Source organism: Paraburkholderia phenazinium, assembly GCF_900100735.1.
Classification (GTDB): Bacteria; Pseudomonadota; Gammaproteobacteria; order Burkholderiales; family Burkholderiaceae; genus Paraburkholderia; species Paraburkholderia phenazinia.
Map to the genome: position 1 here is coordinate 409,683 of NZ_FNCJ01000004.1, position 26,474 is coordinate 436,156.

Consider the following 26,474-nt stretch of genomic DNA (forward strand, 5'->3'; position numbering starts at 1 on the left):
TCTCCCGTCGTTTCAGTGGTATTCGAGCGAACCTCGAATGCTGTCGATTGGACACGATGCGGCCTCGCGCGGGCGTTGCATTTTGTAAGTGATGATGTGCGCCGCGTTACAGGTTTTGCGGCATTCGCAGGCATGGGGGCAGCGCACGAGCCGTTGCGCGTGCTGCGCGCGCGTAAGCAGCGTGCATGCAGCCAACGAAAAGCGACACTTTTAACAGCCGTGTAATGCGCCGCTACAGTTGCGCGCAAGATCGCCCGACGGCGAGCGTCTGCAGACGCGGTTGCCACGGATGATTGAACTTGGTGCGCGGCGACGGGTCTGTCTGGTGCAGTTCTGTTGTGTTCATTGCTGGATCCTCAGCGCTCGTCGTTTCCCAACGCGGGCGCTTTCCGAGGCGTGCCGTGGCAGCGCTCATTGGCTTGGGCGAACTGTGCGTCGCGCCTTTTTTCTTTTGGCGGCAAGCAATGGGCAGCGATGGATGGCGGCGCGCAGGTGCGAGGAACGGCCGCGCGCAGCGGCCGTATAAAGAACCGCTTCAGGCAGCGGTAGCGGACTGTTTCACTCAGGCGGCGGTAGCGGACTGTTTCAGCGCCACGGCTGCCGCCGTGGCAGCAGCAACCTCTGCGGCATTGAGCGGATAGGTATGCACGTAGTCGATGGCCTGCAAGGCTTCGCTGACCGGCGGCACGGAATGGCCGTCACCGATCGAAATGGAGCGGAACGGCGCCTCTATGCCGAAATGCTCCGGTGAGGTAGCGACAAAGATCATCACCGTGCGCTTTTGCAGGGCATGCGCGACGTGGACGAAACCGGTATCCGTGCCGATGACGAGCGAGCAGGCGTCGATCATCTGGGCAATCTCCGTCACGCTCAGTTGCGGCAGCACCGTCGCCCCCGGCACCTGCGCGGCGATTTCAACGGCCGCCTCGCGCTCGCCGGACGAACCCCACGGCAGCACGACACGAAACCCGCGCTGCACCAGTTCGCATCCCACCGCGGCCCAGTGCGCGACCGGCCATTTCTTGTCGTCTTTGGAGGTGGCGTGAAACAGCGCGGCGATCGGCGCCGCAGTTGCAGCGGACGAGTCCGCCGCGTCGAACACCGGAGCACCGGCTTCGGGCAGTTTCAGATCGTAGACGGCGGGGCCTTCGGGCTGGTATCCCAGCACCTCGCCGACGCTGATGCGCATGCCTTGCCAGGCGTTGCCGAGCGGACGCGGACCGAAGCGGCCCGTATAGGCGAACGCGGCGCCGCGTTCGCCGAGATCCTTGTTGCGATAGCCGAAGCGGCGCGACGAGCGCGCCAGAAAGGCAATGATCGCGCTCTTGTAGACGCCCTGAATGTCGATGATGTAGTCGTAGCGGTAGGCCCGCAACTCGCCGATCGACGCCGCGATCGCCTTGAAATCCGCCCAGCGGCGCGCTTTCTTGAAGCGACGCAACGGTGCACACAGGACGCGGTCGACGCTCTGGCTCCAATGCACCACTTCGGCAAACGCTTCGTCCGCAGCCCAGTCGACCTGCACCCCCGGAAAGGCACGTTTGATGTCGGCAATGACCGGAAGGGCCTGCACAATATCGCCTAGTGAAGTCACCTTGACGATAAGAATTCGCTTCATTAGTAGCCCGTTACAGTATCGGTCGCAGCGCTATTTTAGCCGACCATTCTTTCATCTCATACACGCCGCAGCGGATTTGCCGCGGCGCGGCCCAGCACGGCGCACGCCGATTATCACCCGACGGCGCCACCTGTCTATTTCTTTTCAATTTCCATACAGCCGGACAAGCACGTGGATCGGTCGCTATAATCAGCGTTTTGCCTGAGCAAAAGTCTTATGCGGGCATTCCCACCTCTGACTTCCAACGTCGCCCGGCGCACGCGCCGCCTGTGGCGCCAGTACGGCGTGTTCTGGCTCGGCGCGATCGTCGTCGGCCTGGTCGCCGTCCTCTACGCCCGGCTTATCGACTTCGGTTACGCGCAGTTCCAGGCCATCCAGCACCAGCACGTCTGGCTGCCGCTGTTCGTCACGCCGGCCGTCGCGGCCTTGTCCGTATGGCTCACACGTAAATTCTTTCGCGGCGCGGAGGGCAGCGGCATCCCGCAGGTGATCGCCACCTTGCACGGGAGGCCCGGCGAATACGGCTCGCGCCTTCTGTCGTTTCGCATCCTGTTCGGCAAGATCGCCGTCTCGTTCCTCGCTATTCTCGGCGGCTTTACGATTGGCCGCGAAGGACCGACGGTCCAGGTCGGCGCGGCCCTGATGTTCAACCTGCGGCGCTTCTATCCGCGCTCGAACGCGCTGATCGAACGGCAACTGGTGCTGGCGGGCGCGTCGGCGGGCTTGTCCGCGGCGTTCAACACACCGCTGGCCGGGATCGTCTTCGCCATCGAGGAACTCACGCGCAGCTTCGAGGCGCGCGCGAGCGGCGTGCTGATTACCGCGATCATCATCGCCGGTGTGATCGCGCTCGGCCTGAACGGCAATTACACCTATTTCGGCACGATCCAGATCGGTACGCATTTTCCGGATCTGCTCGCGGTGGCCGTGGTGCTCACCGCCATCGTGACCGGCATCGCCGGCGGCTCTTTTTGCTGGCTGCTGCTCAACACCGGGCGCTGGATTCCAGCGCCGTTACGTCAACTGCATAGCGAACGGCCGGTCGCATTTGCCGCGCTGTGCGGCCTCGCGATCGCGTTGGTCGGCCTGATCTCCGGCGGCGTGACCTTCGGCAGCGGCTACGCGGAAGCGCGCGGACTGCTCGACGGTCGCGAGCAGTTGTCGGTGTTCTATCCGTTCCTGAAGATGATCTCGATGGTCGGCTCGTATCTGCCGGGCATCCCAGGCGGGATCTTCGCGCCGTCGCTGTCGATCGGTGCGGGCTTCGGCAACCTGCTGCACATGGTGTTCGGCAGCATGCAACTGCAGATGCTGATCGCGCTCGCCATGGTCGGCTATCTGGCCGCCGTCACACAGGCGCCGATTACGTCGTTCGTGATCGTGATGGAGATGATCAACGGCCACGCGCTGGTGATCTCGTTGATGGCGACTGCGCTGATCGCCAGCCGCGTATCGCGGCTCTTTGCGCCACCGCTTTATGAAGCGCTGTCGCAGCGCTATATGGCGCCGCTGCCGCAACCGGCGCCGGCTCCTGTTCCGGAAGTGCCCGAGGCGCTGATCGGCGACGAGCCCGAAGCGAACGCAGCCGGCCCCGTCGATACGCCGCCCCGGTAGATCGTCACAGCGCCCGCCGCGGCGCAGGCCCGGCCGGCGCCGGGCCGCTAAGCGCTGGTCCGGACACCACCCAGTTCACCCACTCAATCAATAGATGACGACAGGCGCAGGCCGCACATACACCGGCCGCGCCGGCACCACCACACAGCCGGCCAGCGTGATGGCCAGCAAGGCAATTGCCAAAAGATTCCGTTTCATTTGCTTCTCTCCGCGAGCGCGCAACCGGCCTACGCGCGGATAAAGCGCGGCCTTGGCGGCATGCTCAGATTAGGTGGGGTGCGGGCCATAGCAGGCCCGCAGCGCCGCGCGCGGGATGCACTCAGGCAAGTCCCGCCACGCAGCTCAGACAGCGTGCGCGCGTTGCCGACGCAACGCGGCGCCGAGTAGTGTTAAGCCCAGTGTCCTTCGACCCAGTGGTAGTTCGGACCGTGTGCAACCCAGTGGCCCGGCACCCAGTGATAGCCGACGCGCTCGGGCTGCCAGTGACCCGGCACCCACACGTACTGGCCGTGGTCCCAGCGCCAGTGGCCGTGATCCCAGACATAGCCATGGCGCGGTGCCGGCACCGCTTCATAACGCACCGGCGGCGGAGCCGACGGCGCGATCACGACGACTTCTGCAGCGCTGGCCGAACCGACAACCGAGGCACCCGCGGCGATCAACAAAGCCTGGGCGAGCAGCAAGCGAAAAGTTTTGTTCATATTCCCCTCTTTTATAAAAGCGCCGGTGGAGGCGTTATCCGTTTAATGCGCGAGAGGTCATTTCGGCTGACGCGCTAGACGTAACGCGCTGCCCTCAAGTGCAACCGAATATTTCCGCTGTGGCTAGTCTGTTAAAGAACAAAGGCAAGCCCGTGTCAAGGCGCACTGCGGAAAGCACAGCGAACGGACGCTGCCACCCCGCCAGCGCGACGGCGAGGGGTGGGGATCAGAGGTCATGCAAACAGACCGTCGGAACTCAGGCCTGCGGAATTTCAATCTTGACCTCGAGCACTTCGAGGTCGTCCTGGCGCTCGAGACTGACGCGAATATCCTCATCGGAAATCTTCACGTACTTGGAAATCACGGCGACGAGTTCGCGTTGCAACGCAGGCAGGTAATCGGCAGGCGCATGGCCGCCGGCGCGCTCATGCGCGATGATCAACTGCAGGCGTTCCTTCGCTATTGACGCGGACTTCTTCTTCTCGCCCAGCAAAAACGAAAGAATCGACATTACGTGCGCTCCCCTTACTTGGTGCCGAAGAGGCGCTGCAGGAGGCCTGGCTTCTGGTAATCGGTAAAGCGAAGCGACTTCTGCTCGCCGAGGAAACGCGACACGACATCCTTGTAGGCTTCAGCGACATCAGTGCCGTCGAGGTGCACGGCTGGCAGGCCCTGGTTCGACGCATGCAGCACCGCTTCCGATTCCGGAATCACGCCGATCAGGTCGATACGCAGGATTTCCTGAATGTCGGTGAGCGACAGCATTTCGCCTTCGCTGACGCGCTTCGGGTTGTAGCGCGTGATCAAGAGGTGTTCCTTGATCGGATCCTTGCCTTCGATCGCACGCTTGGTCTTCGACGACAGGATGCCGAGAATGCGGTCCGAGTCGCGTACCGAAGAGACTTCCGGGTTCGTCACGATCAGCGCTTCGTCGGCAAAGTGCATCGCCAGCAACGCGCCCGATTCGATACCGGCCGGAGAATCGCAGACGATATATTCGAAGTCCATCGCGATCAGGTCGTTGATGACCTTTTCGACGCCTTCCATGGTCAGCGCGTCTTTGTCACGCGTCTGCGAAGCCGGGAGAATAAAGAGGTTGTCGCACTTCTTGTCTTTGATCAGCGCCTGGTTCAGGTTGGCTTCGCCCTGGATCACGTTGATCAGGTCGTACACCACCCGGCGCTCACAGCCCATGATGAGGTCGAGATTACGCAGGCCGACATCGAAGTCGATCACGGCCGTCTTGCTGCCGCGCAGCGCGAGGGCCGATGCAAAACTCGCGCTCGTGGTCGTCTTGCCCACGCCACCCTTGCCCGAAGTCACCACAATGATTTTTGCCATTACCCTTACCCTGTGTTCGTCAAATTCGTTCAAATAAGTCCGGCGGCGCCCGGATCAGGCACGCGCCGGGCACGGCGCGCGCAACCGATGATCAGGTGAGCCGCAGCGGTTCAATCATCAACTTTTCTTCATCGAGCCAGATCTGCACCGGCTTGCCGAGTACATCCGCCGGCAGCGGCGTCTCGGTGGTCCGGTAGATTCCCGCGATCGAAATCAGTTCCGGCTCCAGACAGGTGCAGAAAATGCGCGCGTCGTGGTTGCCGTGCACACCGGCCAGCGCCCGGCCGCGCAACGGCGCGTAAATATGGATATTGCCTTCGGCGATCACTTCCGCCCCGTAGCTGACGAGGCCCAGCACCACCAGATCGCCCTTCGCATAGATGCGCTGGCCGGAGCGCAACGGCTTGTCGACCACCGTGGTCTGCGACGAGGTGACGAGCTTGGCGGCTTCGCCGGCTGCGGCAGGCTGGGCACCGGCGCCTGGCTCGGCTGTCGCAGCCTCGGCTGCTGCCGCTGGCGCGTCCATCGGCAGTTCACCTTGAGCCGGCCCAGCAGCCGCGCCATCCTCAGCGCCTTCATTGGCCTCTGCGCCCGCTGGCTTCGCGCCTGCGCCACGCCGGTCGCGCGCTTCGAGCAAGGGCAACGCAGACTCGGCGGCCCAGCCTTGCTGCGGGTTCGCCACCACGCCCACCGGGCGCATGCGCACGCTGTCGAGCAGCGCAGCGATCTCGGCGAGCGGCACGCGCTCGTCGTCGGCGAGGCGCCGCACGTCGATGGCGACGACGTCGTTAGCGAAGAATTCGGGGGTCGCCTCGAAGCGCCGGGTCAGTTCGGCACGCATGGCGTCGAGGTCGGTCGTCTTGACCACGAACAGGAGCGTGTCGACACTGCCACTGCGGAGTTCGAAAAATGGCGATTTCTTGGGCGACATAGCGTTCGGCAAAAAATTTTGCGTATTTTACAGGCGTCCACGCGGGGAGCCAGTATTTTCGGCGATAGGAATAAAGAAGGCCGCGCCCCAGGCGGGGGCATCGGACGCCGTAGCAGCGCAGGGAGAAAGAGAGCGGCGCCCGGCGGGACCGCTCGCCGGATCACTGGGAGGAGGCTTGCGAGGCGCGCTGCACGTGGCGCACCAGCAGGCTTTCAGACTGGTCGGGCCAGCGCGCGGTACGAGCGTGTTCGCCGGTTGGACCGAAGCCGAGGCGCTCGTAAAAGCGCATGGCGGTACGGTTGGCGTCGGCCACCCATGCGTAGATTTCCTCAGCGCCCTCGGCGGCCAGCCATTCGCTGGCGGTGTTGACAAGCAGTTCGCCGCCACGCAGATGACGCACCGCCGGCGCCACCCAAAGCTCGCCGACAAACGCTCGGCGCGCCACGGTGTCTTCGAAATGCGCTTCGATCAGACCAGCGGGATGGCCTTCGGTATAGAGGATGAACGAGGTGGCCACCAGCGAGACCGCGTGATCTGCAGCGGTGGAGTCGAAGCTTGCGGCGTCAGCCGACAGCGCGTCCTCGAGCGTCTCGCCGAAGGCATAGGGCGCCTCGCGCAGCGACGCAGTACGGAGTTCGCGGAAAACTGCGCCCTGATCAGCGGCGATACGGCGAACGGTCAATGACGGACTCATGCAGACGAAAACCCCTTGTAACACTAAGGCGTAGCTTTAACCGAACCGGCGCGCGAGTCAAATCCTTATTTCTCGATTTGTGTGCGGGCGAGCTTGACAGCGGCCACCTGGCGGCCATCGAGCGAGCGCCCCGCCGCCGGCGACTGCCCTGTTATGGCGCCTCGTAGTGGCCCGTACCGTCCGGCCATGGCGTGATCAGCTCGAAGCCGTCCTCCGTCACCGCCACCATATGCTCCCATTGAGCGGACAGCGAGCGGTCCTTGGTGACCACGGTCCAGCCGTCGCGCAGGACCGACGTGCCGGCCCGTCCGGCGTTGATCATCGGCTCGATTGTGAACACCATACCCGGCTTCAGACGCACGCCCTGCCCCGGCTGGCCGTAGTGCAGCACCTGCGGATCCTCGTGGTAGACCTTGCCGATGCCATGCCCGCAATAATCGCGCACGATCGAAAAACCGTCGCGCTGGGCGATCTTCTGGATCGCGTGACCCACATCGCCCAGCGTCGCGCCCGGCTTCACCTGGCGGATGCCGGCGACCATCGCTTCATAGGTGGTATCGATCAGCTGGCGCGCCACCGTGCTCGGCTGGCCCACGCAGTACATGCGGCTGGTGTCGCCGAAATAACCGTCCTTGATGACCGCCACGTCGATATTGACGATATCCCCGTCCTTGAGGATTTCAGAGCGGTTCGGAATGCCGTGGCACACCACCTGGTTGACCGAGGTGCAGACCGTCTTCGGAAAGCCCAGGTAGCCCACGTTCGCGGGGATCGCTTTCTGCGTATTGACGATGTAGTCGTTGCACAACGCGTCGAGGTCGTCCGTCGAGACGCCGGCGCGCACGTGTTCGCCGATCATCGCGAGCACGTCGGCCGCGAGACGTCCGGCGATGCGCAGCGCGGCGAGGTCCTCGGGAGTCTTGTAGGTAATGGCCATGAAATCGGAACTCGTTCGTGAACGCAAGGCGCTACAGCGGCGCCCGCGTTCGTGTGCGGAAGGCGAACCGGGTGGGTTGCAAGGCGGCGCCAGGCGCCCGCACGAGCCCCCCTTCTCCGGTCGTGGATCAGGGAATTGTACAGAGGATGGCGGCAAGAGCCGCGCGAAGCCGGCTGATCGCCTTTTGCGACGAGTTATCTCAGCACGCCGGGGCCAGCACGAACTGCATCACGTCTGTACGGCCTTCATCGAAGCCCGCCTCGCAATACGCGAGATACAGACGCTAGGTTCGCACGAACGTTTCGTCGAAGCCCTGGGTGCGGATTGCGTCGAACAGTGCACTCGAGTACGTGAAACTCGGGTCCAGCCAACGCGCGTAGAAGGCGTTGGGTTTAGGGGGCGGCAGCCACGCGGCGTTTGCGGCGCGCAGGCTCGAAGGAGCCTAAGACGCTAGTCCCACATGTTACGGAACGCGACGGCCACGATCACCGGCACGCACAGGACCAGTGGAATGGCGAAGTAAGGCACTTCCAGATCGACGAAGTAGCTATAGACGAGCCAGCCGACGCCGGCGCCGAGCGTCAGAAGCGCCACCAGCCACGTCAGGATAGTCAGCGTCCGGTTTGAAAGACGCTTACGCGGGCGCTGCTCGTCGGGGGGTGTGTTCATTGCTGCACCAGTGGGTTTTGTTGCGGGTCGCCGATGCGGCAATTTTACTCCGGCGGATGAGTGGCGCGAAGGTTTGGAAGTCGCCACAACGACTCACGCAATGCGAGCCACATCCTGTGATTTCTAACAGCTAGGCGGGCATGTCGGCGCGAACTATAAACATACCGCAGTCCAGTTCGTTGACGTTGTCTCACTCTTCCTTCATGGAGCGCATATGTCCCAAGTCACAGACGTGTTAGTCAGCATCGATACCAAGACGATTGTCGACCGCTACGGCAGAAACAACAGTCTGAACAATCCGCCGCTTATCGACTTCAAGCACATCTTCATGATCGTGAATCAAAATAACGTGGTCAGCGGCCAGGCGGGTGGAGAGCTCGATGTCGCGGCTACCGTCGGCGACGTGATCCGTTGGCGCGAAACCTCGCTCTCGCTCGGCTTTGAACAGACCTGCATTTTCTATAAGTTCATCGGCAATCAAGGCAACGACCTGATTTCGCCGCCGTCGCCGCGTCAGGCCGAGGTGACGATCCCGGTGCCGAATCCGTCGAACCCGACCCAGCCCAACAAGCAGACCGTCTCGAACTACTTCTGGTCCTGCGAAACGCTCAAGTCCGGCCGCGTCACCTATCACTTCCAGTTCATGATCCTCGATCGCAGCGGCAATCTGTGCGGCTGCTACCAATGGGATCCGTTCATCAGCATCCGCAACAGCTAAGCATGCGCTACGCGATCGCGGCTCCTTGAAGGAGGCCCGTGGTCGTGACGCACGCAAGGCGGTCGGCCAGCGGTCGACCGCTTCCCCTCACCGTCAAAGCAGGAGCGATGATGTCCCAGCCGCAATCGCAGCCCCACCATGACACCACGCCTCATGGCGTCGATGCACTGCTCGTCTTCGATGCGGCCACGCTGCTGTCGCGCTATCCGGATGCGAGCCACGCACCCGATGCGCCGTCTGTGGCCGATGCCGACTGCTGCTACTGTCTCGCGCCCGAAGCTGGCGAGCTGGTGGCAACCAACAACGGACTGTTCCGCGTGAGCGCCCCGCTTGGATCGCAATTGCGACTGCGGCTTGCCACGCTGGCGCTGCGTGCTGAGCATTCCGTGTTATTGACTTCAATCCGGCTAGCCGATGAGCAAACGTTGACGCAGCCGCAACTGGTGGTTCATGACAAGGCCGAGATCTTCGTGCCACACACCCAGGACCCGATGCAGCCCGAGCGGCGCCATTCGCTGGATCACTTCTGGCACGCGCACGTCGTCGCTCACGATTCGGTCGAAGCGCTCATCGATATCACGATCACGGATCGCGATGCCAACGTTCTTGGATGTTTCCGCTGCAAACTGCTGCTTGAGCTATCAGCCGGGTAGCGACCTGGGCGGCCGCCCGGCAGGGTGGCGTGGCTGGTCGTACTATCACGACGAATGGATCAGTCCCATTGCGATCGCCTTGACGACTGCTTGCGTCTTGTTGGTGGCGGCCAGCTTCAGCAGCACGTTGTTGACGTGAAAATTGACCGTACGTTCTGAAATACTCAGGATCTGCCCAATCTCGTGCGACGTCTTTCCCTCGGCAGTCCAGCACAGCACTTCGCGCTCACGCACGGTTAGCGTCGCGCAGCTTTCGGGAGCAAGCGTGGGCAGAACAAATCTGCTCATCAGCGTATGCGCCACATTCGCCAGCCAGCTCATGGGTAGCGCGAGCGAATCAAGCTCAGTGGGCGTCAACACACCAGCCCGGCGCGACATTGTCAGAAGCCCGAACGCGCCCTGCGCGGCCCAGCTCGAATGCGCCACCCCCACCGTCAGGCCGAAATCATGCGCATCGGACCAGAGGCGGGACGCGTCATCACGCGCGGCTTCGGGCCAGACGATCAGTTCCGTTCGACGCATTCCTGCGCTGACTGTCGGGTCGATGTTCAGAAAGCCACTGGCCTGGTAGTGCGCCATCCAGCCACGGGGGTAAGTGTCGAAAATGGAAACAGCAGGTTTGGATACGGGTACTGGCAACCGGAGTCCGTAGCAACAGTATTCGAAGCCGATCTGCCTGGCAAAAGCGGCAATCTTCTGAAACAGCTGGCATTCGTCCCTCGACGTACGAAACTGCTCAAAAGCCTCGTGAAAGCGCGGTTCCATTACTCTTCCTGTGCTCCGCAACGACAGATTCAATGATAGCTCAATATAAATTTAAATTATAAGTATTTATTCTACGCGATCGCTTGCGCGATGCATTTTTTAATTGCTGAGTTCGATTTATCTGATTGGTATGCCATGCCTCAATGCATAATTGATTTATGAGCAAACTCCACGATTATTCATAGCCGATCGGCCACAGCCCGCCAAAAGGCATGCAGCATTGACAGCCCTATGCTTTAGAGATCGCTTGAGAGAAGCGACTATGATATACGTGCACTTGAGCACATCAATCGACATAAATTACGACTTATTACTTTATTGGCCGCAGCGCTTGAAAAGCGCGTACCCAGACGCAATCGAGAATTAAAAGGAACGGTGCATTGGGTGGGTGGATGGAGTTGATATTTTTACACTGCCCTTTCGAGTGCCCTACGTCACCGTAAAGCACTCGCCGGTCAGGTAAAAAAATCTTGGGGAGGGGGTTGTTCACGAGTACCCGTCGCGGGTCTCTCAACACCGCTGTGGCGAAGCCGACAGGCGCTGTCTACGGCCAGACTGAGCCTGCCACGCAATCATCGACTTCCCTCGTTGGGCTGCACGTCAGCGATTCACTGCGGCAACGGCGCGCACAGCCGATAAGCGACAAGTGTGCTTTCATGGTCGTCTCGCTCCATGCATATTATTTCGCTATGCTTATTAGCGCAATGCAGGACGGCACTCTTGCTCGCCGACGCGCGAGCATCACTAATCGCATTGCACCGCCTGCAGCCCTACTCACAACGTGCGATTATCCTGGCCACCTATCGAGCGGGTAACTGTCAGAGATGACAGTAGCGGCCCGGTACGCGACCTGGCCAACCGGCCGTCGTGCTATCGAATCCCGCGCGACCCACGCCGGCCTGCGCCCGCCCCACCTGTCAAACCTTCCAGTTACGGCCGGCTCCCCGCCAAGCTGTAATGACCACGCGCTGAGGATGTCTGCCATGCCTCGATGCCTCTGTCCGTCAGCGAACCCAGGCATCGAGCGTCCCGACCCGACTGCGCGTCAAACCAGCATTTCCTCTTAAGGAGAAGCCATGGCAAGCGAGACCCAGGACGGGCAACAACGGTGGGCGCGCGACTATGTGTTCGATGCATTGCGCGAACTCGGCATCCATTTCATCTTCGGCGTGCCCGGTACCAATGAGATTCCGATCATCGACGGTACGTCTTATGCGGAGAATCAAGTCCAGTACATCGAGTGCCTGCACGAGAACATCGCGATGGGTGCCGCAATGGGTTCGGCACGCATGACCAACAAGCCGGGTGTCGTCGTCGTGCACGTGACACCCGGCATTGCGCATGCAATCGGCAACCTGTTCAATGCGTGCCGCTCGCAGGTGCCGCTTGTCATCCTCTGCTGCCAGCAGCAGAACGAGCTGGTGACCCAGGAGCCGATCCTCGCCTCGAATCTCGTCGATATTGCGCGGCAATATACGAAGTGGGCGCATGAGGTTCGCGCGGCCGAAGAATTGCCGCTGGTTTTGCAGCGCGCGTTCAAGGAAGCGATCGCCCCGCCGAACGGTCCGGTGTTCGTGTCGATCCCGTGGGAATTTACGATGCGCCGGATCAGCGACGCGGATCGCTTGCCGGGCATCACACGGATCGCGCCGCGCTTCACAGCCGATGCGGCCGCGATCGCTCAGGCCGCTACCCTGCTCGCACAGGCGAATAACCCGCTGATCGTCGGCGGCGACGCGATCGGTTATGCAAGCGCGTGGCCGGAGCTACAACAGCTCGCCGAGCTGATCGGCGCACCGGTGTTGCTGCAGACCTTCAGCAGCGTCGCCAATTTCCCCAACGACGACTACCACTGGCAAGGCGAACTGCCCGGCACCCAGGCAGGTGTGCAACAAACCTTCGCCAAGCACGACGTCGCATTCCTGGTGGGTTTCAGCAACCAGGCGCAGGTCACGATCTTCAAGTATTCGGACGGCCCGCTCATCCCGCCCCATGTCCAGCAGGTCTACCTGAGCAACAACACCTGGGACATCGGCAAGAACTACTACGGCGAAGCCGCTCTGTTCGGCGACATCAAAGCCACGCTGCCGTTGATCAACGATCTCGTGCGCCAGCAGCAGCCGCACGGCGCGAGTGCGCGCAACGCGCGGCTGCGCGAGCTTGACGCCGAGCGCCGGGTGCAGTGGGATGGGTACCTCGCGGATGCCATGAAGCAGGAAGAGATCTGGGCGGTGGCGATAGCCAACGCGCTGCGCCACGAGATCCTGGCGCGCGGCCTTGGCAAGAAGTTCGTCTATGTCCACGAGGCCGTGTCCGACCCTGCGCCGTTCCAGTACCTGCTGCCATTAGGTACCGAGGGCGCCGCGCCGATCAGCTACTACTGCGTCGGCGGCGGTTCGCTCGGCTGGTCGATGCCCGCCTCGCTCGGCATCAAGCTCGAGCAAAGCGGCTGGCAAGGCATCGACATCGACCTCGTGATCAACGCGGTTGGCGACGGCTCCTCGCTGTTCTACCCGCAGACGTGGTGGACCGCCGGCCATCACGACCTCGGCGTCCTCTACATCATCACCAACAATCACGAGTACCACACCTTGCAGCTCGGCTTGCAGCAGGTGATCGCCGCGTACGGCTCGGCGCCGGGGTATGGCTGGAAACCCAAAACCGATGACCCCGAGTATCTGCGGATCGGCCGGCCCGCACCTGATTTCGTGTCGCTGGCCCAGGCCTTCGGCGGGCTCGAGGGTGAAACCGTAAAGCATCCGGAGAACGTTCGCGCCGCCGTGCGGCGGGGCATCGACCATGTCCTGCAGCGGCGTCAACCGTACATCCTCGACATGCGAACCGCGGGCGATCCGCCGCCCACACCGCCGACCCAGAAAACCCGCAGCACGGCGCTGCGCCGTTACGTCGAGCAGCCGCCGCTCGACGTATTCCACCGCGAGGCGCTGATGAGACTGACGGCAAACGGCGAAGACGGTCCGACGCCGAACCTGCCCGTGATTTTCTGATGTCGCAAGCCGATGCGCGCGGCTCCACGCCGTGCGCTCGATGAGCAACGAGCACCCCCTCAGGACCACCGGAAGCACCGCTCACAACAATCCGCAACAGGAGGACTGGAAATCATGGCCGACGAAAACATCGATATCGCCGTCATCGGCGCCGGAGTGTCGGGCGTCTATAGTGCGTGGCGCCTCAAGCAGGCCGACACGAACCGCAGGATCGTGGTCTTTGAAGCCAGCGACCGGATCGGCGGGCGCCTGCTGTCCGTGCGGCCACCCGACATTCCGGACATGGTCGCGGAGCTCGGCGGCATGCGCATCCTGCCCGCCGTGCAGCCGTTGATTGCGCAACTGATCAAGACGCTGAACGATACCCTGCCGCCGGCCGAGCAGATCGAACTCTACGATTTCCCGGTTGACGAGCCGGTCAACCTGGCCTATTTGCGCGGCGTCTATCTGCGGCTGGCGGATTTCACCAAAGAGCCGCACAAGGTGCCCTACCAGTTGTCGTTCCTCGATCGCGGCGAAACCGCAGGCAGCATCATCATCAACGCCATCGAGCAGATCGTCCCCGGGATCACCGCATCCAACCTGACCGAAGACGAGCGGCGGCAGATGGCGCAGCAGGCCAGCTTCGCAGGCGAGCCGCTGTACAAGCAAGGCTTCTGGAACGTGCTGCTGCGCGTGATCAATAGCGAGGCATACCAGCTCGGCGTCGACGCGGGCGGCTACAACTCGACGCTGACCAACTGGAACGCGGCCGACGCGATTCCCTGGTACCTGTCCGACTTCGGCGTCAACGCGCGCTACCGGGGTTTTTCGAAGGGCTTCCAGGAAGTGCCGAAGTCGATGGCCAACCTGTTTATGCACGCAGGCGGCGAGGTGCGGCTGGGGGCGTCGGTGTCGGGGCTCGAATGGGTCGACGGCGCCTTCGAGTTTCAGGCACAGGGCAAGCGGATCCGGGCGCGGCAAGCGATCCTGGCGATGCCGCGACGCTCGATCGACCTGCTGGAGCAGACCAGCCCACTGCTGCAGGAGATCCAGGGACTGACGTCGAGCGTGACGCCGCGGCCGCTGTTCAAGCTGTTCACGACCTACAACAACCCGTGGTGGCGGGCGTCCGGGTACACGCAGACCAACCCGTCCGGCACCTCGGAGTTCATCCCGGTCGAGGCAGGACGCTCAGTCACGGATCTGCCCGTGCGACAGGTTTACTACTGGCCGAAGTCAAACGGCAAGCCCGCGACCGCAGGACCGTCGATGTTATTGGCCAGCTACGACGACGGTACCAACATCGGGTTCTGGGATGGCCTGCGGCCGCAGCGCCGCCAGCCGCGCCGGGGCAATCACGAAGTGCCGCTGCTGGCGGATCCATTTATCGGCGTCGATAACGACCGGGCCGAGGAGTTGGAGTGGTCCACCTATCGGGCGCCGCGGCGGATGGTTGCCGAAGCGGCGCGGCAGTTGGCCACCGTGCACGGCTTGTCGTATACGCCGGAGGTGCGCAACGCCGCCTTCCGGGACTGGGGCGACGATCCGTATGGCGGCGGGTGGAACAGCTGGAACATCGGGGTCAAGAGCTGGGAGGTCAAACAGCAGATCGTGCAGCCGCTTGCCAACCATCCGCTATTCATCTGCGGCGAAGCTTATTCGGATGCGCAGGGCTGGGTTGAAGGCGCCTTGCAGACGGCAGATCTGCTGCTGAAGAAATTCGGGATCGAACCGTTGGCTTAGGACCACAGGGGGCGCGGGAAGCGCGAGGTGCTTACAAAGTGGCTCGCGCCCCGTGTCCGCCAGGCATGACATGGTGCATTTCGTAAAAGCGGGCATCACCGCGCGAGGGCAGCGTGAACGGCGGCGCGGAGGCAACGAACTCCAGCGACTCATAAAACGTTCGCGCCGACTCTCGCGCAGTGCACCAGGCGAGTTGCCCGCCTTCTTTTTGCACGTGGTCGAGGCACATGTTGACGAGCAGCCGGCCCAGTCCGTGGCCGCGCCACTCTGACTCGACGGCAACGCCGCGCAAGCGCCACTGGGTATCGCTAGTGGCCCCGCGCAGCGCCTCACGGCAGATGGTCGAAACAGCGACGATCCGTTCGTTCTGATAGACCGCGAGGTGCAAGGTCGAAGCCTCGTCGTCACCGTGAAAGCGGCAGGACTCCGAATGCCCGTCCAGTAGCACTGCGCTTCGTAGCGGATACACCCGTTCAGCCGCAACGGAGCGAACCGAGAAAAGCGTGGGATCGTAGGACATGATTCGAGGATATCTACACCGCAATGTCAAAAGATTCAATCACCGATAACCGTCTGGCGCATTGCGAAATCGCCGGCGGCAGGCATCCAAGATGTTAATCGGAGCGAACTTACCGGGTCCGCCGGAACTGCGCAATACCAGCCGGCAAACTTCGCGAGCCGCAGTCACTCACCCTGTTAGATCTAACAGGTGCGTGGCGAGCGCTCATGCGTTACTCTCGCCCGGTCCGAACGACAGAGCGGGTCATTAGTTCAACTGAGATCTCAGATGCAGCAAAACGACCTATCCGATACCCAGATCGCATACACCCAGATTCGCTCGCGCATTCTCGATGGTCGGCTGGCGCCCGATCATCCGGTGTCGCCCCGCAACATGGCCGACGAACTGATGCTAGGGCATACGCCGGTGCGTTCTGCAATACAACGCCTGGTTGTCGAGGGCCTGGTGAAGGTGGTGCCACGCAAAGGCACCTACGTCGCCGCGCCGACCGCGAACGATCTGCGCGAGATTTTCGAGGTGCGCCTCGCACTGGAAAGCACTGCCGCCTACCTTGCCGCGATCAATGGGGCAACCGATGGTCTGACCCGCGTCGTGGGCCAGTTGCAGGAACTGCTCGGTAATGAAGCAATTGACCTGATGAACGAGCAGCGCACCGGCTGGGCCTTCCATCATGAGATGTTTGCCGCCGCCCATAACGATCGGCTACTCGTGACCTACAAAGGGCTACGGGCACAAACCGGCCTGGCGCTCAACGAACTGCCTCGCAGCGATGCCGCCACTGTTCGCCGGGGAACCCTGGAGCACCTCAACATTTACAACGCAATAGCGGCGAAAGAGCCGGAAGAAGCGCGACGGCATATGTGGAATCACATTGTGGATGGAACCGACGCACGGATCCAGATTATTCGAGGTCAACATGAATCTTCAAACTAAAAAAATCTCCGTTCCGATACAAATGCTGGCCGCCCTGGTCCTAGGTGTTTTGACCGGATTTCTTGCCCCGAGTGTTGGTGGGAAAATTGCCTTTCTCGTCACAATTTTTGGACATGCTATCAAGATGGTAGTCATGCCACTGATTTTGCTGTCCGTCACCGTCGGCGTGTTCAAGATGGGTGTGGAACGCGGGCGTCTCGGCAGAACGACGGTACTGTGCATTGGGTTTTTCGTGGCGATGACGCTGTTTTCAAGCGTCCTCGGCCTCGGGCTGAACATGTTCTTCCGGCCCGGTCTTGGGGCGGGTCTCGCTCAGACTGCGGCGATGCCCGCGGATCTGGCTCATGACATCGACTGGACGAAGTTCCTGGTCGACCTGGTGCCCGCCAATATCGTGGCGGCGCTCGCGGCAGGCAATTCACTGCCGGTGCTCGTCTTTGGCGTACTGCTAGGTTCCGCGTTATCGGCAATAGAGGAGCGGGCCGCGCCCCTCATCGCCGTGCTCGAGTCCATGCTGGCCGCTCTATTCAAAATGATCCAGTGGATTATCGGACTCTCGCCGCTCGCCATTTTCGCGGGGATGGCGGCCTTGCTGGGCGCAAAGGGCCTCTCCGGCATCGCGCCGCTGATCAAACTGCTCGGTATTGCCTATCTCGGCATGGCCATTCTTGCCCTGGTACTCAGCCTGATTGTGAGGCTGATCGGTCTGTCGCCGCTCGCGCTGATCAAGCATGTGAGTGAGCCGCTGATTCTCGCCTTCACCACACGCTCGTCGGAAATCACGTTTCCGGTTCATTTGAAGAAGCTCAACGAAATCGGAGTTCCGTCTACCGTCGCCTCGACGATCCTGCCGCTATCGTACGTATTCAATCGCGATGGGGCCGTGCTCTATACCGCTCTGGCTGTGGGCTATATGGCAGACGCCTATCACCTCGCCTGGACGTGGTCGGTGATGCTGACGATTGTGGTGCTGGCGATCGTCACAATCGATGGAGCCGCGAGCGTTCCGTCCGGCGCAGTCGTCGCGATCACCGTCATCCTGGCTGCAGTCGGCTTGCCTGCGGAGGCCGTCGTGCTGATTCTCGGAATCGACGCGTTCTTCGACATGGGCCGAACCGCCCTCAATGTCTACGGCAGTAGCGTTGCGACAGTGGTCGCGATGCGTGTGTCGGGCGAGCTCCGCCCACGATCGGATCAGGTCCTGGCGAGAGAACCATCTCGCGGCGTGATTGGGTAACGTTCCGGGCGACGTCGTGCTGGACGGATAAACAAGCGGTTGATGCAGGTGTTGCGAGCACCGGCATCAACCTCACCACAGAAGCTTTAACAAGAGAATCCCCATGGCTGCCGCTATTCTAAGGCAACATCGGCATCGCGAAGCCGTGCATGGCTTCGCGGCCACAACCTGCTCCTTGCTGTCCGGTGCGAAGCGCCAGGATCCAACTGCCGACGGACATGCCACGTCGCGACACTGCGGGATCGCCACACCAACACCTGCATCGGTCGTCCAGGGCAACGGTCATTCGGTCCAGCAAACGTATTTTCTTTGTAGCGACGACCGTGCGCTGCCGCTTTATGGCTCGATGAAGGATGCGCCAGAGGGGCTATATCTCGGCCTGCTCCATGGCCGTAACCACCTCGATAGCCACCTGGACAAACTGGGCTACCCGGGCCCGGCCATCGGTCCGCTGCGTCACGTAAGGACCGCGTATGCCGCCCATCTCTACCTGCGCTTCGCGGATTGGGCGACTGCGAAATTGTTCTTCCCGGGGGCGTGCGCGCCGCAAGGACAGGACCCCGTTATCGGCCTGCAGGATGAGATCGTCATCGATATCGTAGAAAGCACGATTCCGTATGACGGACGGTTCTTCGGCGACTGGACGGTGTTTTATCACGCGGCATGCGTCGGTGAGCCGCATGGACGATGCGGTTGAATAGCAAAGACACATGGCAAAAAGCCCCGCAGAATTTCTTCTGCGGGGCTTTTTAGAATCTTGGCGGAGAGGGTGGGATTCGAACCCACGGTACGGGGAAACCGTACGCCTGATTTCGAGTCAGGTACATTCGACCACTCTGCCACCTCTCCGGATACTGCCTTACTGCCTCTCCGGTATTGGTCGGCGACCGGAGAAGCGAGGATTATAGAACATTTTTTGAATTTTACAAGCCCTCTTCCGAACAAATTTCGAGGCTCGGAAAATTCGCAGGTCCTGAACGGCGGCGAGGCGCCGTTCAGGACACCGCTTCGAGGCGAGCCATGCCGCCAACGTACGGGCGCAGCGCTTCGGGCACCGTCACCGAGCCATCCGCGTTCTGGAAATTCTCCAGCACGGCGACGAGCGTACGGCCCACAGCCAGCCCCGAACCGTTGAGCGTATGCACGAGTTCCGGCTTGCCTTGCGCGTTGCGATAACGCGCCTGCATGCGACGCGCCTGGAACGTCTCGGTGTTCGAGCAGCTCGAAATTTCGCGATAGGTGTTCTGCGCCGGCAGCCAGACCTCCAGGTCATAGGTCTTCGTCGCGGAAAAGCCCATGTCGCCCGTGCACAGCGTAATCACCCGATACGGCAACTCGAGCTTCTGCAGAATGGCCTCGGCGTGGCCGACCATCTGTTCGAGTGCGTCGTACGACGTTTCCGGCGCGACGATCTGCACCATTTCGACCTTGTCGAACTGATGCTGGCGAATCATCCCGCGTGTGTCGCGCCCATACGAGCCCGCTTCCGAGCGGAAGCACGGCGAATGCGCGGTCAGCTTGATCGGCAATGCGTCGGCTTCGACGATGCTTTCGCGCACCGTGTTGGTCAGCGAAATTTCCGAGGTGGAAATCAGATACTGCGTCACCGTGTTCTCGCCGCCGCCCTTCTCGACGCGGAACATGTCGTCGGCGAACTTCGGCAACTGGCTGGTGCCGACCAGAATCTCGGGATTGACGATATACGGCGTATAGATTTCCGTATAACCGTGGTGCAACGTGTGCGTGTCGATCATGAACTGCGCGAGCCCGCGATGCAGACGCGCAATCTGTCCGCGCAGCATCGTGAAACGCGCGCCGGAGAGCTTCGCCCCCGTCTCGGCATCGAGGCCGAGCGGCGTGCCGATGTCCACGTGATCCTTCACTTCGAAGTCGAACTGGCGCGGCGTGCCCCAGCGGCGCACTTCGACGTTCTCGGCTTCGCTTTTGCCCGCCGGCACGCTTTCGTGCGGCAGGTTCGGCATGCCCAGCATCAGGTCCGACACCCGCCTCTGGATATCGTCGAGCTGTAGCGCCGACGCCTTCATTTCGTCGCCAATGCCACCCACTTCGGCCATCACCGCCGAAGTATCCTCTCCGCGCCCTTTCATCGCGCCGATCTGCTTCGACAGGCTGTTGCGGCGGGCCTGCAGCTCTTCGGTACGGGTTTGAACGGCGCGGCGTTCCGCTTCGAGGGCGGTGAAAGCCGCCACGTCGAGGGTATAGCCGCGGTCGGCGAGGCGCTTGGCGACGCCGTCGAGGTCTTTGCGCAGCAACTGGATGTCGAGCATGGGTTGGGGCGGAAGTTCGTTGTATGAAGCTAGGATTTTAGCGCACCGGCGCGGGCTGCCGGCGCATCGGGGGCTCAGTTCTTTTTCGGCTTGTTCTCGCTGCGCCATTGCGCGTCGAGATCGGCCAGGCGCGCCAGCTTCTCGCCGATCTTGCCTTCGAGGCCGCGCGGCGTCGGTTCATACCAGTGCGGCTCGCGCATGCCGTCGGGCAGATAGGTCTCGCCTGCGGCGTAGGCATCCGGTTCGTCGTGTGCGTAACGGTATTCGTGACCGTAGCCGAGTTCTTTCATCAGCTTGGTCGGCGCGTTGCGCAGATGCACCGGCACCCCGCGCGACTGGTCCTTGCCGACAAAGCGCCGCGCCTCGTTGTACGCCATATAGCCGGCGTTCGACTTCGGCGCCACCGTCAGGTAGATCAGCGCCTGAGCCAGCGCGAGTTCGCCTTCGGGCGAGCCCAGGCGTTCATAGGTTTCGGCGGCATCGAGCGCGATGCGAGCGGCGCGCGGATCGGCAAGGCCAATATCTTCCCACGCCATCCGCACGATGCGGCGCGCCAGATAACGCGCGTCCGCGCCGCCGTCGAGCATCCGGCAGAACCAGTACAGGGCACCGTCCGGATTGCTGCCGCGCACGGACTTATGCAACGCGCTGATCTGATCGTAGAAGGCGTCGCCGCCTTTGTCGAAGCGCCGCAGGTTCTCCGCAAGCGCACTGCCGAGCAGCGCGCCGTCGATCTCGGTGGTTTTCTGCTGCGCGGCGGCCCGCGCGACGATTTCGAGGTTGTTGAGCAGCTTGCGGCCGTCGCCGTCGGCGGAGCCGATCAGCGCATCACGCGCTTCGTCAGTGAACGTCAGGCCGCCGAGTTCTTTCTGGGCACGATCGAGCAACTCGCGCTGCTCGTCGTCATCGAGACTCTTCAGCACGTAGACCGCCGCTCGCGACAGCAAGGCGCTGTTCACCTCGAACGACGGGTTCTCGGTCGTCGCACCGACAAACACAAACAGTCCCGATTCGACGTGCGGCAGGAAAGCGTCCTGCTGGCTCTTGTTGAAGCGATGCACTTCGTCGACGAACACCAGCGTCTGGTGCCCATGCGCGCGATGCACTTGCGCGGTCTCGACGGCTTCGCGGATATCCTTCACGCCCGAGAGCACCGCCGACAAAGCGATGAATTCGGCATGAAAGGCATCGGCCATCAGCCGCGCGAGCGTGGTCTTGCCGACGCCGGGCGGCCCCCAAAGGATCATCGAATGGGCCTCGCCCGACTCGAACGCGACCCGTAACGGCTTGTTCGGCCCCAGCAGATGCTTCTGGCCGATGACTTCGTCGATATTGCGGGGGCGCAGACGCTCGGCGAGCGGGACGTTGGCACGGGTTTCTTCAAACATGGCGTTTTGTGGATAATCTCGGCTTTCCGGCATGGCTCGGCCACCTGAGGCGAGCCCAGCAGGACGCGCGCCCGGCCAGCGAAAAAGCTGGCGCGCAGGCTGCGGCACGGTCATGCATTATGACAGTGACAGCGCCGTGACGAGCCGGACGTGTGCGCAAGCTGAGATTCGCCACCCAACAGGAACAACACCAGATGGCACAAGATCCACTCGCCGGCGACGCCGGTTCCACCTACGCACCGCTCACGCCGGTGCCCGACGCGCGCCGCGCGTTTCGCACCGGCGACGCCTTCGCGTTGTGGTTCTCGCTCGGCATCGGCCTGCTGGTCGCCCAGGCGGGCGCCCTGCTGGTGCCGGGGCTGTCGCTGCCGCATGCACTGGCGGCCATCGGCATCGGCAGCGTGATCGGCGTGGTGCTGCTCGCGCTCGCCGGCGTGATCGGCACTGATACGGGTCTCGCCGCGATGTCGTCGTTGCGGCCCACACTGGGCGTGCGCGGCGCCTCGGTGCCCGCCGTGCTTAATGCCGTGCAACTGGTCGGCTGGGGCTCGTTCGAAGTGATCGTGATGCGCGATTCCGCCGATGCGCTCGCCAAGCAGGCCTTTCACCTGTCGATGCCGCTCATCTGGACCATCGTCTTCGGCCTGCTCGCGACGCTGCTGGCGATCAGCGGCCCGCTGTCGTTCGTGCGGCGCTTTTTGCGGACCTGGGGCATCTGGCTGCTGCTCGCAGGCGCCGCGTGGCTGTCGTGGAATCTGCTGGCCAGGCATGACCTGGCGGCGCTGATGCGGCGCCCCGGCACCGGCGACATGTCGTTCGGCGGCGCAATCGACCTGGTCGTCGCGATGCCGTTGTCGTGGCTGCCGCTGATCGCCGATTACACGCGCTTCGGCCGCCGCGCCGGCGAATCGTTCCGCGGCACCTTGCTCGGCTACGGGATTGCGAATCTCTGGTTTTACGCACTCGGCGCAATCTACGGCCTCGCGGCAGGCGGCGGCGATGCGCTGCTGACCGGCGCGCTGGCGCAAGCGGGCGGCGGCCTTGCACTGCTGCTGATCCTGATCGACGAAGTGGACAACGCCTTCGCCGATATCCACTCGGCGGCCGTCTCGACCGGCACGTTCTGGACCCGCGCGACGGTGCCGCTGCTGTCGGCCGCGTTCGGTGCGCTGTGCACGGCGATCGCCCTGCTCGTGCCGATGGCGAAGTACCAAAACTTCCTGCTGCTGATCGGCTCGGTGTTCGCGCCGCTATTCGGGGTCGTGCTGGTGGACCACTTCATCGTGCGCAAGCGCCGCATCGAAGCGGCCGCGCTCGGCGACCTGCAGGGCCGCTACGGCTTCTCGGGCGGATGGCATCTGAGCGCTTTCATCTCGTGGGCGATCGGGATCGGCGCCTATCAGGCCATCAATCAATGGCTGCCGAATCTCGGCGCGACGCTGCCCGCTCTCGCAATCGGCGCGCTCTGCTATTTCGCTATGGTGTCGGCGCGCAAAACCGCCTACGCGTAACGATAGACAACTCGACGGCCCGTGCAACGCGGGCCGTCTGCCTGCTTTTCCGGGCGCCGCATTCTCCTCCCTGCGCTACACCCGCCCCCCGAAATTCCGTTCGTCCTATAACTTCCGTTCAGGGTGCGGAAGGCCTCCCAGCATGGTGTAGTGACTATCTGGCGCGCACATTTGCGAGATAGATTCACTCACCTTTCTTGATTTCCGAAAACGAATCACTGACGCATTTCGGCGTGCCTCCATCAAGATTGGTTGTCACTTGACAACCAACATCCCAAAACTTAAGATGAGGTCATTGATGATTCGAGGGACGCACTCCAAGAAGGAAGTAGAAGACGCACTGGCCTATGCCGAAGCATCCGGTTGGCGCGTCAAGAGCGGCGGCAAAGGGCACGCCTGGGGAAAAATGTACTGTCCGTACAACGACTCGGAATGCCGGTGCGGAGAGTTCTGCATCACCAGTGTCTGGAGCACGCCCAAGAATCCAGGGAATCACGCCCGGCTTCTCAGAAGGGTGGTCGAGAATTGCACGACACATCGGCACAAGCGTGCGCCGCAAGGCACACGTCAGCACGCCGACAAGCAGGAGTAAATAATGGAATACGACTTCACGCTGAAATACCAGCTGGCAGCAGAAGACTGCGACCACGACGAGATCGTCGAACGCCTCGCTGAAGCAGGATGCGACGACGCAACCATCGGCATCGGGCTGCCGGGGCGCATCGCGCTCGTCTTCGCTCGCGAAGGCTCCAGCGCACTTCAGGCGCTCATGAGCGCGCTCGAAGACGTGAAGCGCGCCGTGCCGTCCGCGCGCCTCGTCGAAGCCGCGCCGGACTTCGTTGGCCTCACGGATGTCGCCGACGTCGCTGGTGTGTCGCGCCAAAACATGCGCAAGCTGATGCTCAGCCATGCGGCGGACTTCCCGATCCCGGTCCATGAGGGCAACCCGTCGGTGTGGCATTTGTGGGACGTCCTTGCGTGGTTAAACACACGCGGTGGCTACGACATCAAGCCGGACATCCTCGAAGTGTCAAAATCCGCCAAGCAGGTCAACCTGGCAAAAGAAGCGCGCGAACTCGAGCCGCAGGTCAATCGCCAGCTTGAAGCCCTGGTTGCATAAGGCCTCACCGCGCTTCAGCGCTTCAGCGCTTCAGCGCTTCGCGGGGCGATATTCCACGCCCGGCAACACACAGAGCAGTTCGAATGCGAGGTTAGCGCCCAACAGCGCGGTCGTCCCGAATGGATCGTATGGCGGCGCAACCTCGACGAGATCGCAGCCCACAATGTTCAGGCCACGCGAGCCGCGAATAATCTCCAGCGCTTGCGGAACGGTCAAGCCGGCAATCTCGGGCGTACCGGTGCCGGGGGCAAACGCAGGATCGATCCCGTCAATATCGAACGTGATATACACCGGCGCACCCCCCATCCGTTCGCGCGCGCGTGACATAAGCGGCACCAGCGACTGGTTCCAGCACGCTTCGGCCTGCACCACCTCGAAACCCTGGTCGCGGCACCAGTCGAAGTCCTCCGCTTCGTAGCCAGTGCCGCGCAGCCCGATCTGCACCACACGCTCGCAATCCAGCAAGCCCTCTTCCACCGCCCGGCGGAACGGTGTGCCGTGGGTGATCTTCTCGCCCATCATCGTATCGTTGACGTCCGCATGCGCGTCGACGTGAATCAGCCCCACCTTGCCGTGCTTGCGGTGGATCGCACGCAGGATCGGCAGTGCGATGGTGTGGTCGCCGCCGAGCGTGATCGGCTTCGTGCCGTGCTGGAGGATCTCGTCGTAGGCGGTTTCGATACGCGTGATCGAATCGAGCAGGTTGTATGGGTTGATGGCCACGTCGCCCAGATCCGCCACGCGCAGCGAATCGAACGGCGCGGCGCGCGTGGCCATGTTGTACGGTCGCAGCAGCACCGATTCGCTGCGGATCTGGCGCGGCCCGAAACGCGCACCGGTACGGTTCGAGGTGCCGAGGTCGAACGGCACGCCCACGAAACATGCATCCAGCCCTTCCGCCGAACCGACATTCGGCAAGCGCATCATCGTTGCAATGCCGCCGCAGCGGGGCATGACATTGCCGGACAGCGGCTGGGGACGTTCGGTGAGGTCGGGAGAAATAAAGGAGGAGGTATTCATCATATTCATCGTGCTTCGGCAATGAGAAAGCTCGCCAGCAAAGACCGCGTCAAATCGGCCAATTGGCTGGATGAATTCTCATTTTTGAGCACTTCACATCAATATAAAATGCTCACGGAATAAACCTCACATCGATTGATAGCGATGTATCCACGCCCATGTTCTCGCAACTCACCGATCTCGACCTGCGCCTGATCCGCGTTTTCCTCGCAATCGTCGACGCCGGCGGCGTCTCGCCGGCCCAGGCAACGCTGAACGTTGGTCAATCGACCATCAGCACCCAGCTTGCGACGCTGGAGACGCGCCTCGGCTACCGGCTGTGCGAGCGCGGCCGCAGCGGTTTCAGCCTGACGGCGCGCGGCGAGCAGTTCATCGAGGCGGCGCGAGCGCTGCTCGCCGCCGTCGATACCTTCGGCATGCAGGCGCGCAATGTCGGCCGCAAGCTGGTCGGCACGCTCGACATCGGCATGATCGGGCACACGCCGGTGTCGGCGAGCGCACGCATCAGCAATGCGATCGGGCGGTTTCGCACGCGCGATCAGTCCGTGCGGTTTTCGATTCTGGTGCGCTCACCCGGCGAGTTGGAGGAACTGCTGTTGAATGGGCGAATACAGGTGGGAATTGGCTATTTCTGGCACCGGGTGCCGTCGCTCGAATACACGGAGGTGTTTGCCGAGGATCAGTTCGCCTATTGCGCAAACGGCCATCCCCTGTTCGCGCGCGCCGGCGAGGTGGCGCCAGCGGAAGCCGCCCAGCATGAGTGGGCGTGGCGCAGCTATCCGCTGCCCGAGGCCGAAAGTTCGACGACACCGCACAACGTAACGGCCGTGGCCGACAACATGGAGGCAGTCGCGATGCTGGTGCTGTCGGGCCATCACCTCGGCTATCTGCCGGGGCATTTCGCGGCGCCATACGTGAAGGAGGGCTTGCTGGCCGCGCTAAACCCGGCGCAGATGAAGTACCGCGTGGCGTTCCATATGGTCACGCGAGCGCGCCAGCATCGCAGCGATATCGTCGAAGCGTTTATCGACGATATGAAAGCCGCGCATCCGCCGCGCGGCGATGAAGCTGACGAATAGGACG

25 protein-coding genes, 1 tRNA gene and 1 pseudogene are annotated in these 26,474 nt (G+C 62.4%); 12 read left to right on the plus strand and 15 right to left on the minus strand.

What is annotated here, in order from left to right; all coding sequences use genetic code 11:
* Positions 1–562 precede the first annotated feature (562 nt).
* The gene (gene waaC / locus BLQ92_RS12220) at positions 563–1,618 is read right to left on the minus strand and encodes a lipopolysaccharide heptosyltransferase I (protein ID WP_090684684.1); all 1,056 of its coding nucleotides are present in this window, start codon (positions 1,616–1,618) and stop codon (positions 563–565) included.
* A 216-nt stretch (positions 1,619–1,834) separates the two neighbouring features.
* On the opposite strand from waaC, the gene BLQ92_RS12225 reads away from it, so the two are divergent.
* Entirely contained in the window at positions 1,835–3,232 is a 1,398-nt protein-coding gene (locus BLQ92_RS12225) for a chloride channel protein (RefSeq protein ID WP_090684687.1), read from the plus strand.
* A gap of 389 nt (positions 3,233–3,621) precedes the next feature.
* On the opposite strand, the gene BLQ92_RS12230 is transcribed toward BLQ92_RS12225, so the two are convergent.
* The 8 genes and pseudogenes from BLQ92_RS12230 to BLQ92_RS12260 form a co-directional block, all read right to left on the minus strand.
* Positions 3,622–3,933 carry a YXWGXW repeat-containing protein gene (locus tag BLQ92_RS12230; protein WP_090684690.1) on the minus strand — a complete coding sequence of 104 codons (312 nt, stop codon included), beginning with the start codon at positions 3,931–3,933 and terminating at the stop codon, positions 3,622–3,624.
* Between the two features lie 256 nt (positions 3,934–4,189).
* Positions 4,190–4,444, minus strand: a complete 255-nt coding sequence (gene minE / locus BLQ92_RS12235; RefSeq protein WP_074263652.1) for a cell division topological specificity factor MinE — start codon at positions 4,442–4,444, stop codon at positions 4,190–4,192.
* Positions 4,445–4,458: 14 nt separating this feature from the next.
* Positions 4,459–5,274: a septum site-determining protein MinD gene (gene minD, locus BLQ92_RS12240; protein ID WP_090684692.1), complete on the minus strand. Its 816-nt coding sequence runs from the start codon at positions 5,272–5,274 to the stop codon at positions 4,459–4,461.
* Between the two features lie 91 nt (positions 5,275–5,365).
* Positions 5,366–6,205, minus strand: a complete 840-nt coding sequence (gene minC / locus BLQ92_RS12245; RefSeq protein WP_090684694.1) for a septum site-determining protein MinC — start codon at positions 6,203–6,205, stop codon at positions 5,366–5,368.
* Between the two features lie 160 nt (positions 6,206–6,365).
* Positions 6,366–6,899, minus strand: coding sequence for a GNAT family N-acetyltransferase (locus BLQ92_RS12250; protein WP_090684696.1), 534 nt, complete (start codon positions 6,897–6,899; stop codon positions 6,366–6,368).
* A gap of 151 nt (positions 6,900–7,050) precedes the next feature.
* The gene (map, locus tag BLQ92_RS12255) at positions 7,051–7,836 is read right to left on the minus strand and encodes a type I methionyl aminopeptidase (RefSeq protein WP_090684698.1); all 786 of its coding nucleotides are present in this window, start codon (positions 7,834–7,836) and stop codon (positions 7,051–7,053) included.
* Between the two features lie 199 nt (positions 7,837–8,035).
* Positions 8,036–8,176: pseudogene (locus BLQ92_RS40640) on the minus strand (SAM-dependent methyltransferase); the annotation flags it as partial.
* A gap of 110 nt (positions 8,177–8,286) precedes the next feature.
* Entirely contained in the window at positions 8,287–8,505 is a 219-nt protein-coding gene (locus BLQ92_RS12260; RefSeq protein ID WP_090684700.1) for a hypothetical protein, read from the minus strand.
* Positions 8,506–8,719: 214 nt separating this feature from the next.
* Here BLQ92_RS12260 and BLQ92_RS12265 point away from each other — a divergent pair, with 214 nt between their 5' ends.
* Together BLQ92_RS12265 and BLQ92_RS12270 are read left to right on the plus strand one after the other, a co-directional pair.
* Entirely contained in the window at positions 8,720–9,223 is a 504-nt protein-coding gene (locus tag BLQ92_RS12265; RefSeq protein WP_090684703.1) for an inclusion body family protein, read from the plus strand.
* Positions 9,224–9,333: 110 nt separating this feature from the next.
* The gene (locus BLQ92_RS12270; RefSeq protein ID WP_090684705.1) at positions 9,334–9,876 is read left to right on the plus strand and encodes an AidA/PixA family protein; all 543 of its coding nucleotides are present in this window, start codon (positions 9,334–9,336) and stop codon (positions 9,874–9,876) included.
* A gap of 45 nt (positions 9,877–9,921) precedes the next feature.
* Here BLQ92_RS12270 and BLQ92_RS12275 read toward each other — a convergent pair whose 3' ends face one another.
* A complete protein-coding gene (locus BLQ92_RS12275) occupies positions 9,922–10,641 on the minus strand; it encodes an autoinducer binding domain-containing protein (RefSeq protein WP_090684707.1) in 720 nt (239 codons plus the stop codon).
* Positions 10,642–11,717: 1,076 nt separating this feature from the next.
* On the opposite strand from BLQ92_RS12275, the gene BLQ92_RS12280 reads away from it, so the two are divergent.
* Together BLQ92_RS12280 and BLQ92_RS12285 are read left to right on the plus strand one after the other, a co-directional pair.
* Entirely contained in the window at positions 11,718–13,649 is a 1,932-nt protein-coding gene (locus tag BLQ92_RS12280) for a thiamine pyrophosphate-binding protein (RefSeq protein WP_090684709.1), read from the plus strand.
* 114 nt (positions 13,650–13,763) lie between these two features.
* The gene (locus BLQ92_RS12285; protein WP_090684711.1) at positions 13,764–15,374 is read left to right on the plus strand and encodes a flavin monoamine oxidase family protein; all 1,611 of its coding nucleotides are present in this window, start codon (positions 13,764–13,766) and stop codon (positions 15,372–15,374) included.
* 31 nt (positions 15,375–15,405) lie between these two features.
* Here BLQ92_RS12285 and BLQ92_RS12290 read toward each other — a convergent pair whose 3' ends face one another.
* A complete protein-coding gene (locus BLQ92_RS12290; protein ID WP_090684713.1) occupies positions 15,406–15,894 on the minus strand; it encodes a GNAT family N-acetyltransferase in 489 nt (162 codons plus the stop codon).
* 267 nt (positions 15,895–16,161) lie between these two features.
* Between BLQ92_RS12290 and BLQ92_RS12295 the strand changes: the two genes are divergently transcribed.
* The 3 genes from BLQ92_RS12295 to BLQ92_RS12305 all read left to right on the plus strand — a co-directional run bounded on the left by BLQ92_RS12295 (position 16,162) and on the right by BLQ92_RS12305 (position 18,761).
* Positions 16,162–16,827, plus strand: coding sequence for a GntR family transcriptional regulator (locus tag BLQ92_RS12295; RefSeq protein ID WP_090684715.1), 666 nt, complete (start codon positions 16,162–16,164; stop codon positions 16,825–16,827).
* On the plus strand, positions 16,811–18,064 hold the full coding sequence (locus BLQ92_RS12300; RefSeq protein WP_090684717.1) for a dicarboxylate/amino acid:cation symporter: 1,254 nt from the start codon (positions 16,811–16,813) through the stop codon (positions 18,062–18,064). Before BLQ92_RS12295 ends, BLQ92_RS12300 begins: the two co-directional genes overlap by 17 nt.
* A 103-nt stretch (positions 18,065–18,167) precedes the next feature.
* Positions 18,168–18,761, plus strand: coding sequence for a hypothetical protein (locus BLQ92_RS12305; protein ID WP_090684719.1), 594 nt, complete (start codon positions 18,168–18,170; stop codon positions 18,759–18,761).
* A gap of 61 nt (positions 18,762–18,822) precedes the next feature.
* Here BLQ92_RS12305 and BLQ92_RS12310 read toward each other — a convergent pair.
* The 3 genes from BLQ92_RS12310 to BLQ92_RS12320 all read right to left on the minus strand — a co-directional run bounded on the left by BLQ92_RS12310 (position 18,823) and on the right by BLQ92_RS12320 (position 21,740).
* Positions 18,823–18,913: transfer RNA gene (locus tag BLQ92_RS12310), tRNA-Ser, on the minus strand.
* Between the two features lie 146 nt (positions 18,914–19,059).
* The gene (serS, locus tag BLQ92_RS12315; RefSeq protein ID WP_090684721.1) at positions 19,060–20,352 is read right to left on the minus strand and encodes a serine--tRNA ligase; all 1,293 of its coding nucleotides are present in this window, start codon (positions 20,350–20,352) and stop codon (positions 19,060–19,062) included.
* Between the two features lie 74 nt (positions 20,353–20,426).
* Positions 20,427–21,740: a replication-associated recombination protein A gene (locus BLQ92_RS12320; RefSeq protein WP_090684723.1), complete on the minus strand. Its 1,314-nt coding sequence runs from the start codon at positions 21,738–21,740 to the stop codon at positions 20,427–20,429.
* Positions 21,741–21,934: 194 nt separating this feature from the next.
* Between BLQ92_RS12320 and cytX the strand changes: the two genes are divergently transcribed.
* From cytX to BLQ92_RS12335, 3 genes are all read left to right on the plus strand, one after another.
* Positions 21,935–23,251 (plus strand): putative hydroxymethylpyrimidine transporter CytX, encoded by a 1,317-nt coding sequence (gene cytX / locus BLQ92_RS12325; protein WP_090684727.1) that lies wholly within the window; start codon positions 21,935–21,937, stop codon positions 23,249–23,251.
* Positions 23,252–23,549: 298 nt separating this feature from the next.
* A complete protein-coding gene (locus BLQ92_RS40645) occupies positions 23,550–23,843 on the plus strand; it encodes a hypothetical protein (RefSeq protein ID WP_090684729.1) in 294 nt (97 codons plus the stop codon).
* Positions 23,844–23,846: 3 nt separating this feature from the next.
* A complete protein-coding gene (locus BLQ92_RS12335; RefSeq protein WP_090684731.1) occupies positions 23,847–24,371 on the plus strand; it encodes a helix-turn-helix transcriptional regulator in 525 nt (174 codons plus the stop codon).
* 30 nt (positions 24,372–24,401) lie between these two features.
* On the opposite strand, the gene speB is transcribed toward BLQ92_RS12335, so the two are convergent.
* A complete protein-coding gene (gene speB / locus BLQ92_RS12340) occupies positions 24,402–25,391 on the minus strand; it encodes an agmatinase (RefSeq protein ID WP_090684864.1) in 990 nt (329 codons plus the stop codon).
* A gap of 158 nt (positions 25,392–25,549) precedes the next feature.
* Between speB and BLQ92_RS12345 the strand changes: the two genes are divergently transcribed.
* Complete coding sequence (locus tag BLQ92_RS12345; RefSeq protein ID WP_090684733.1) at positions 25,550–26,470, plus strand: LysR family transcriptional regulator; 921 nt, start codon at positions 25,550–25,552, stop codon at positions 26,468–26,470.
* Positions 26,471–26,474 lie beyond the last annotated feature (4 nt).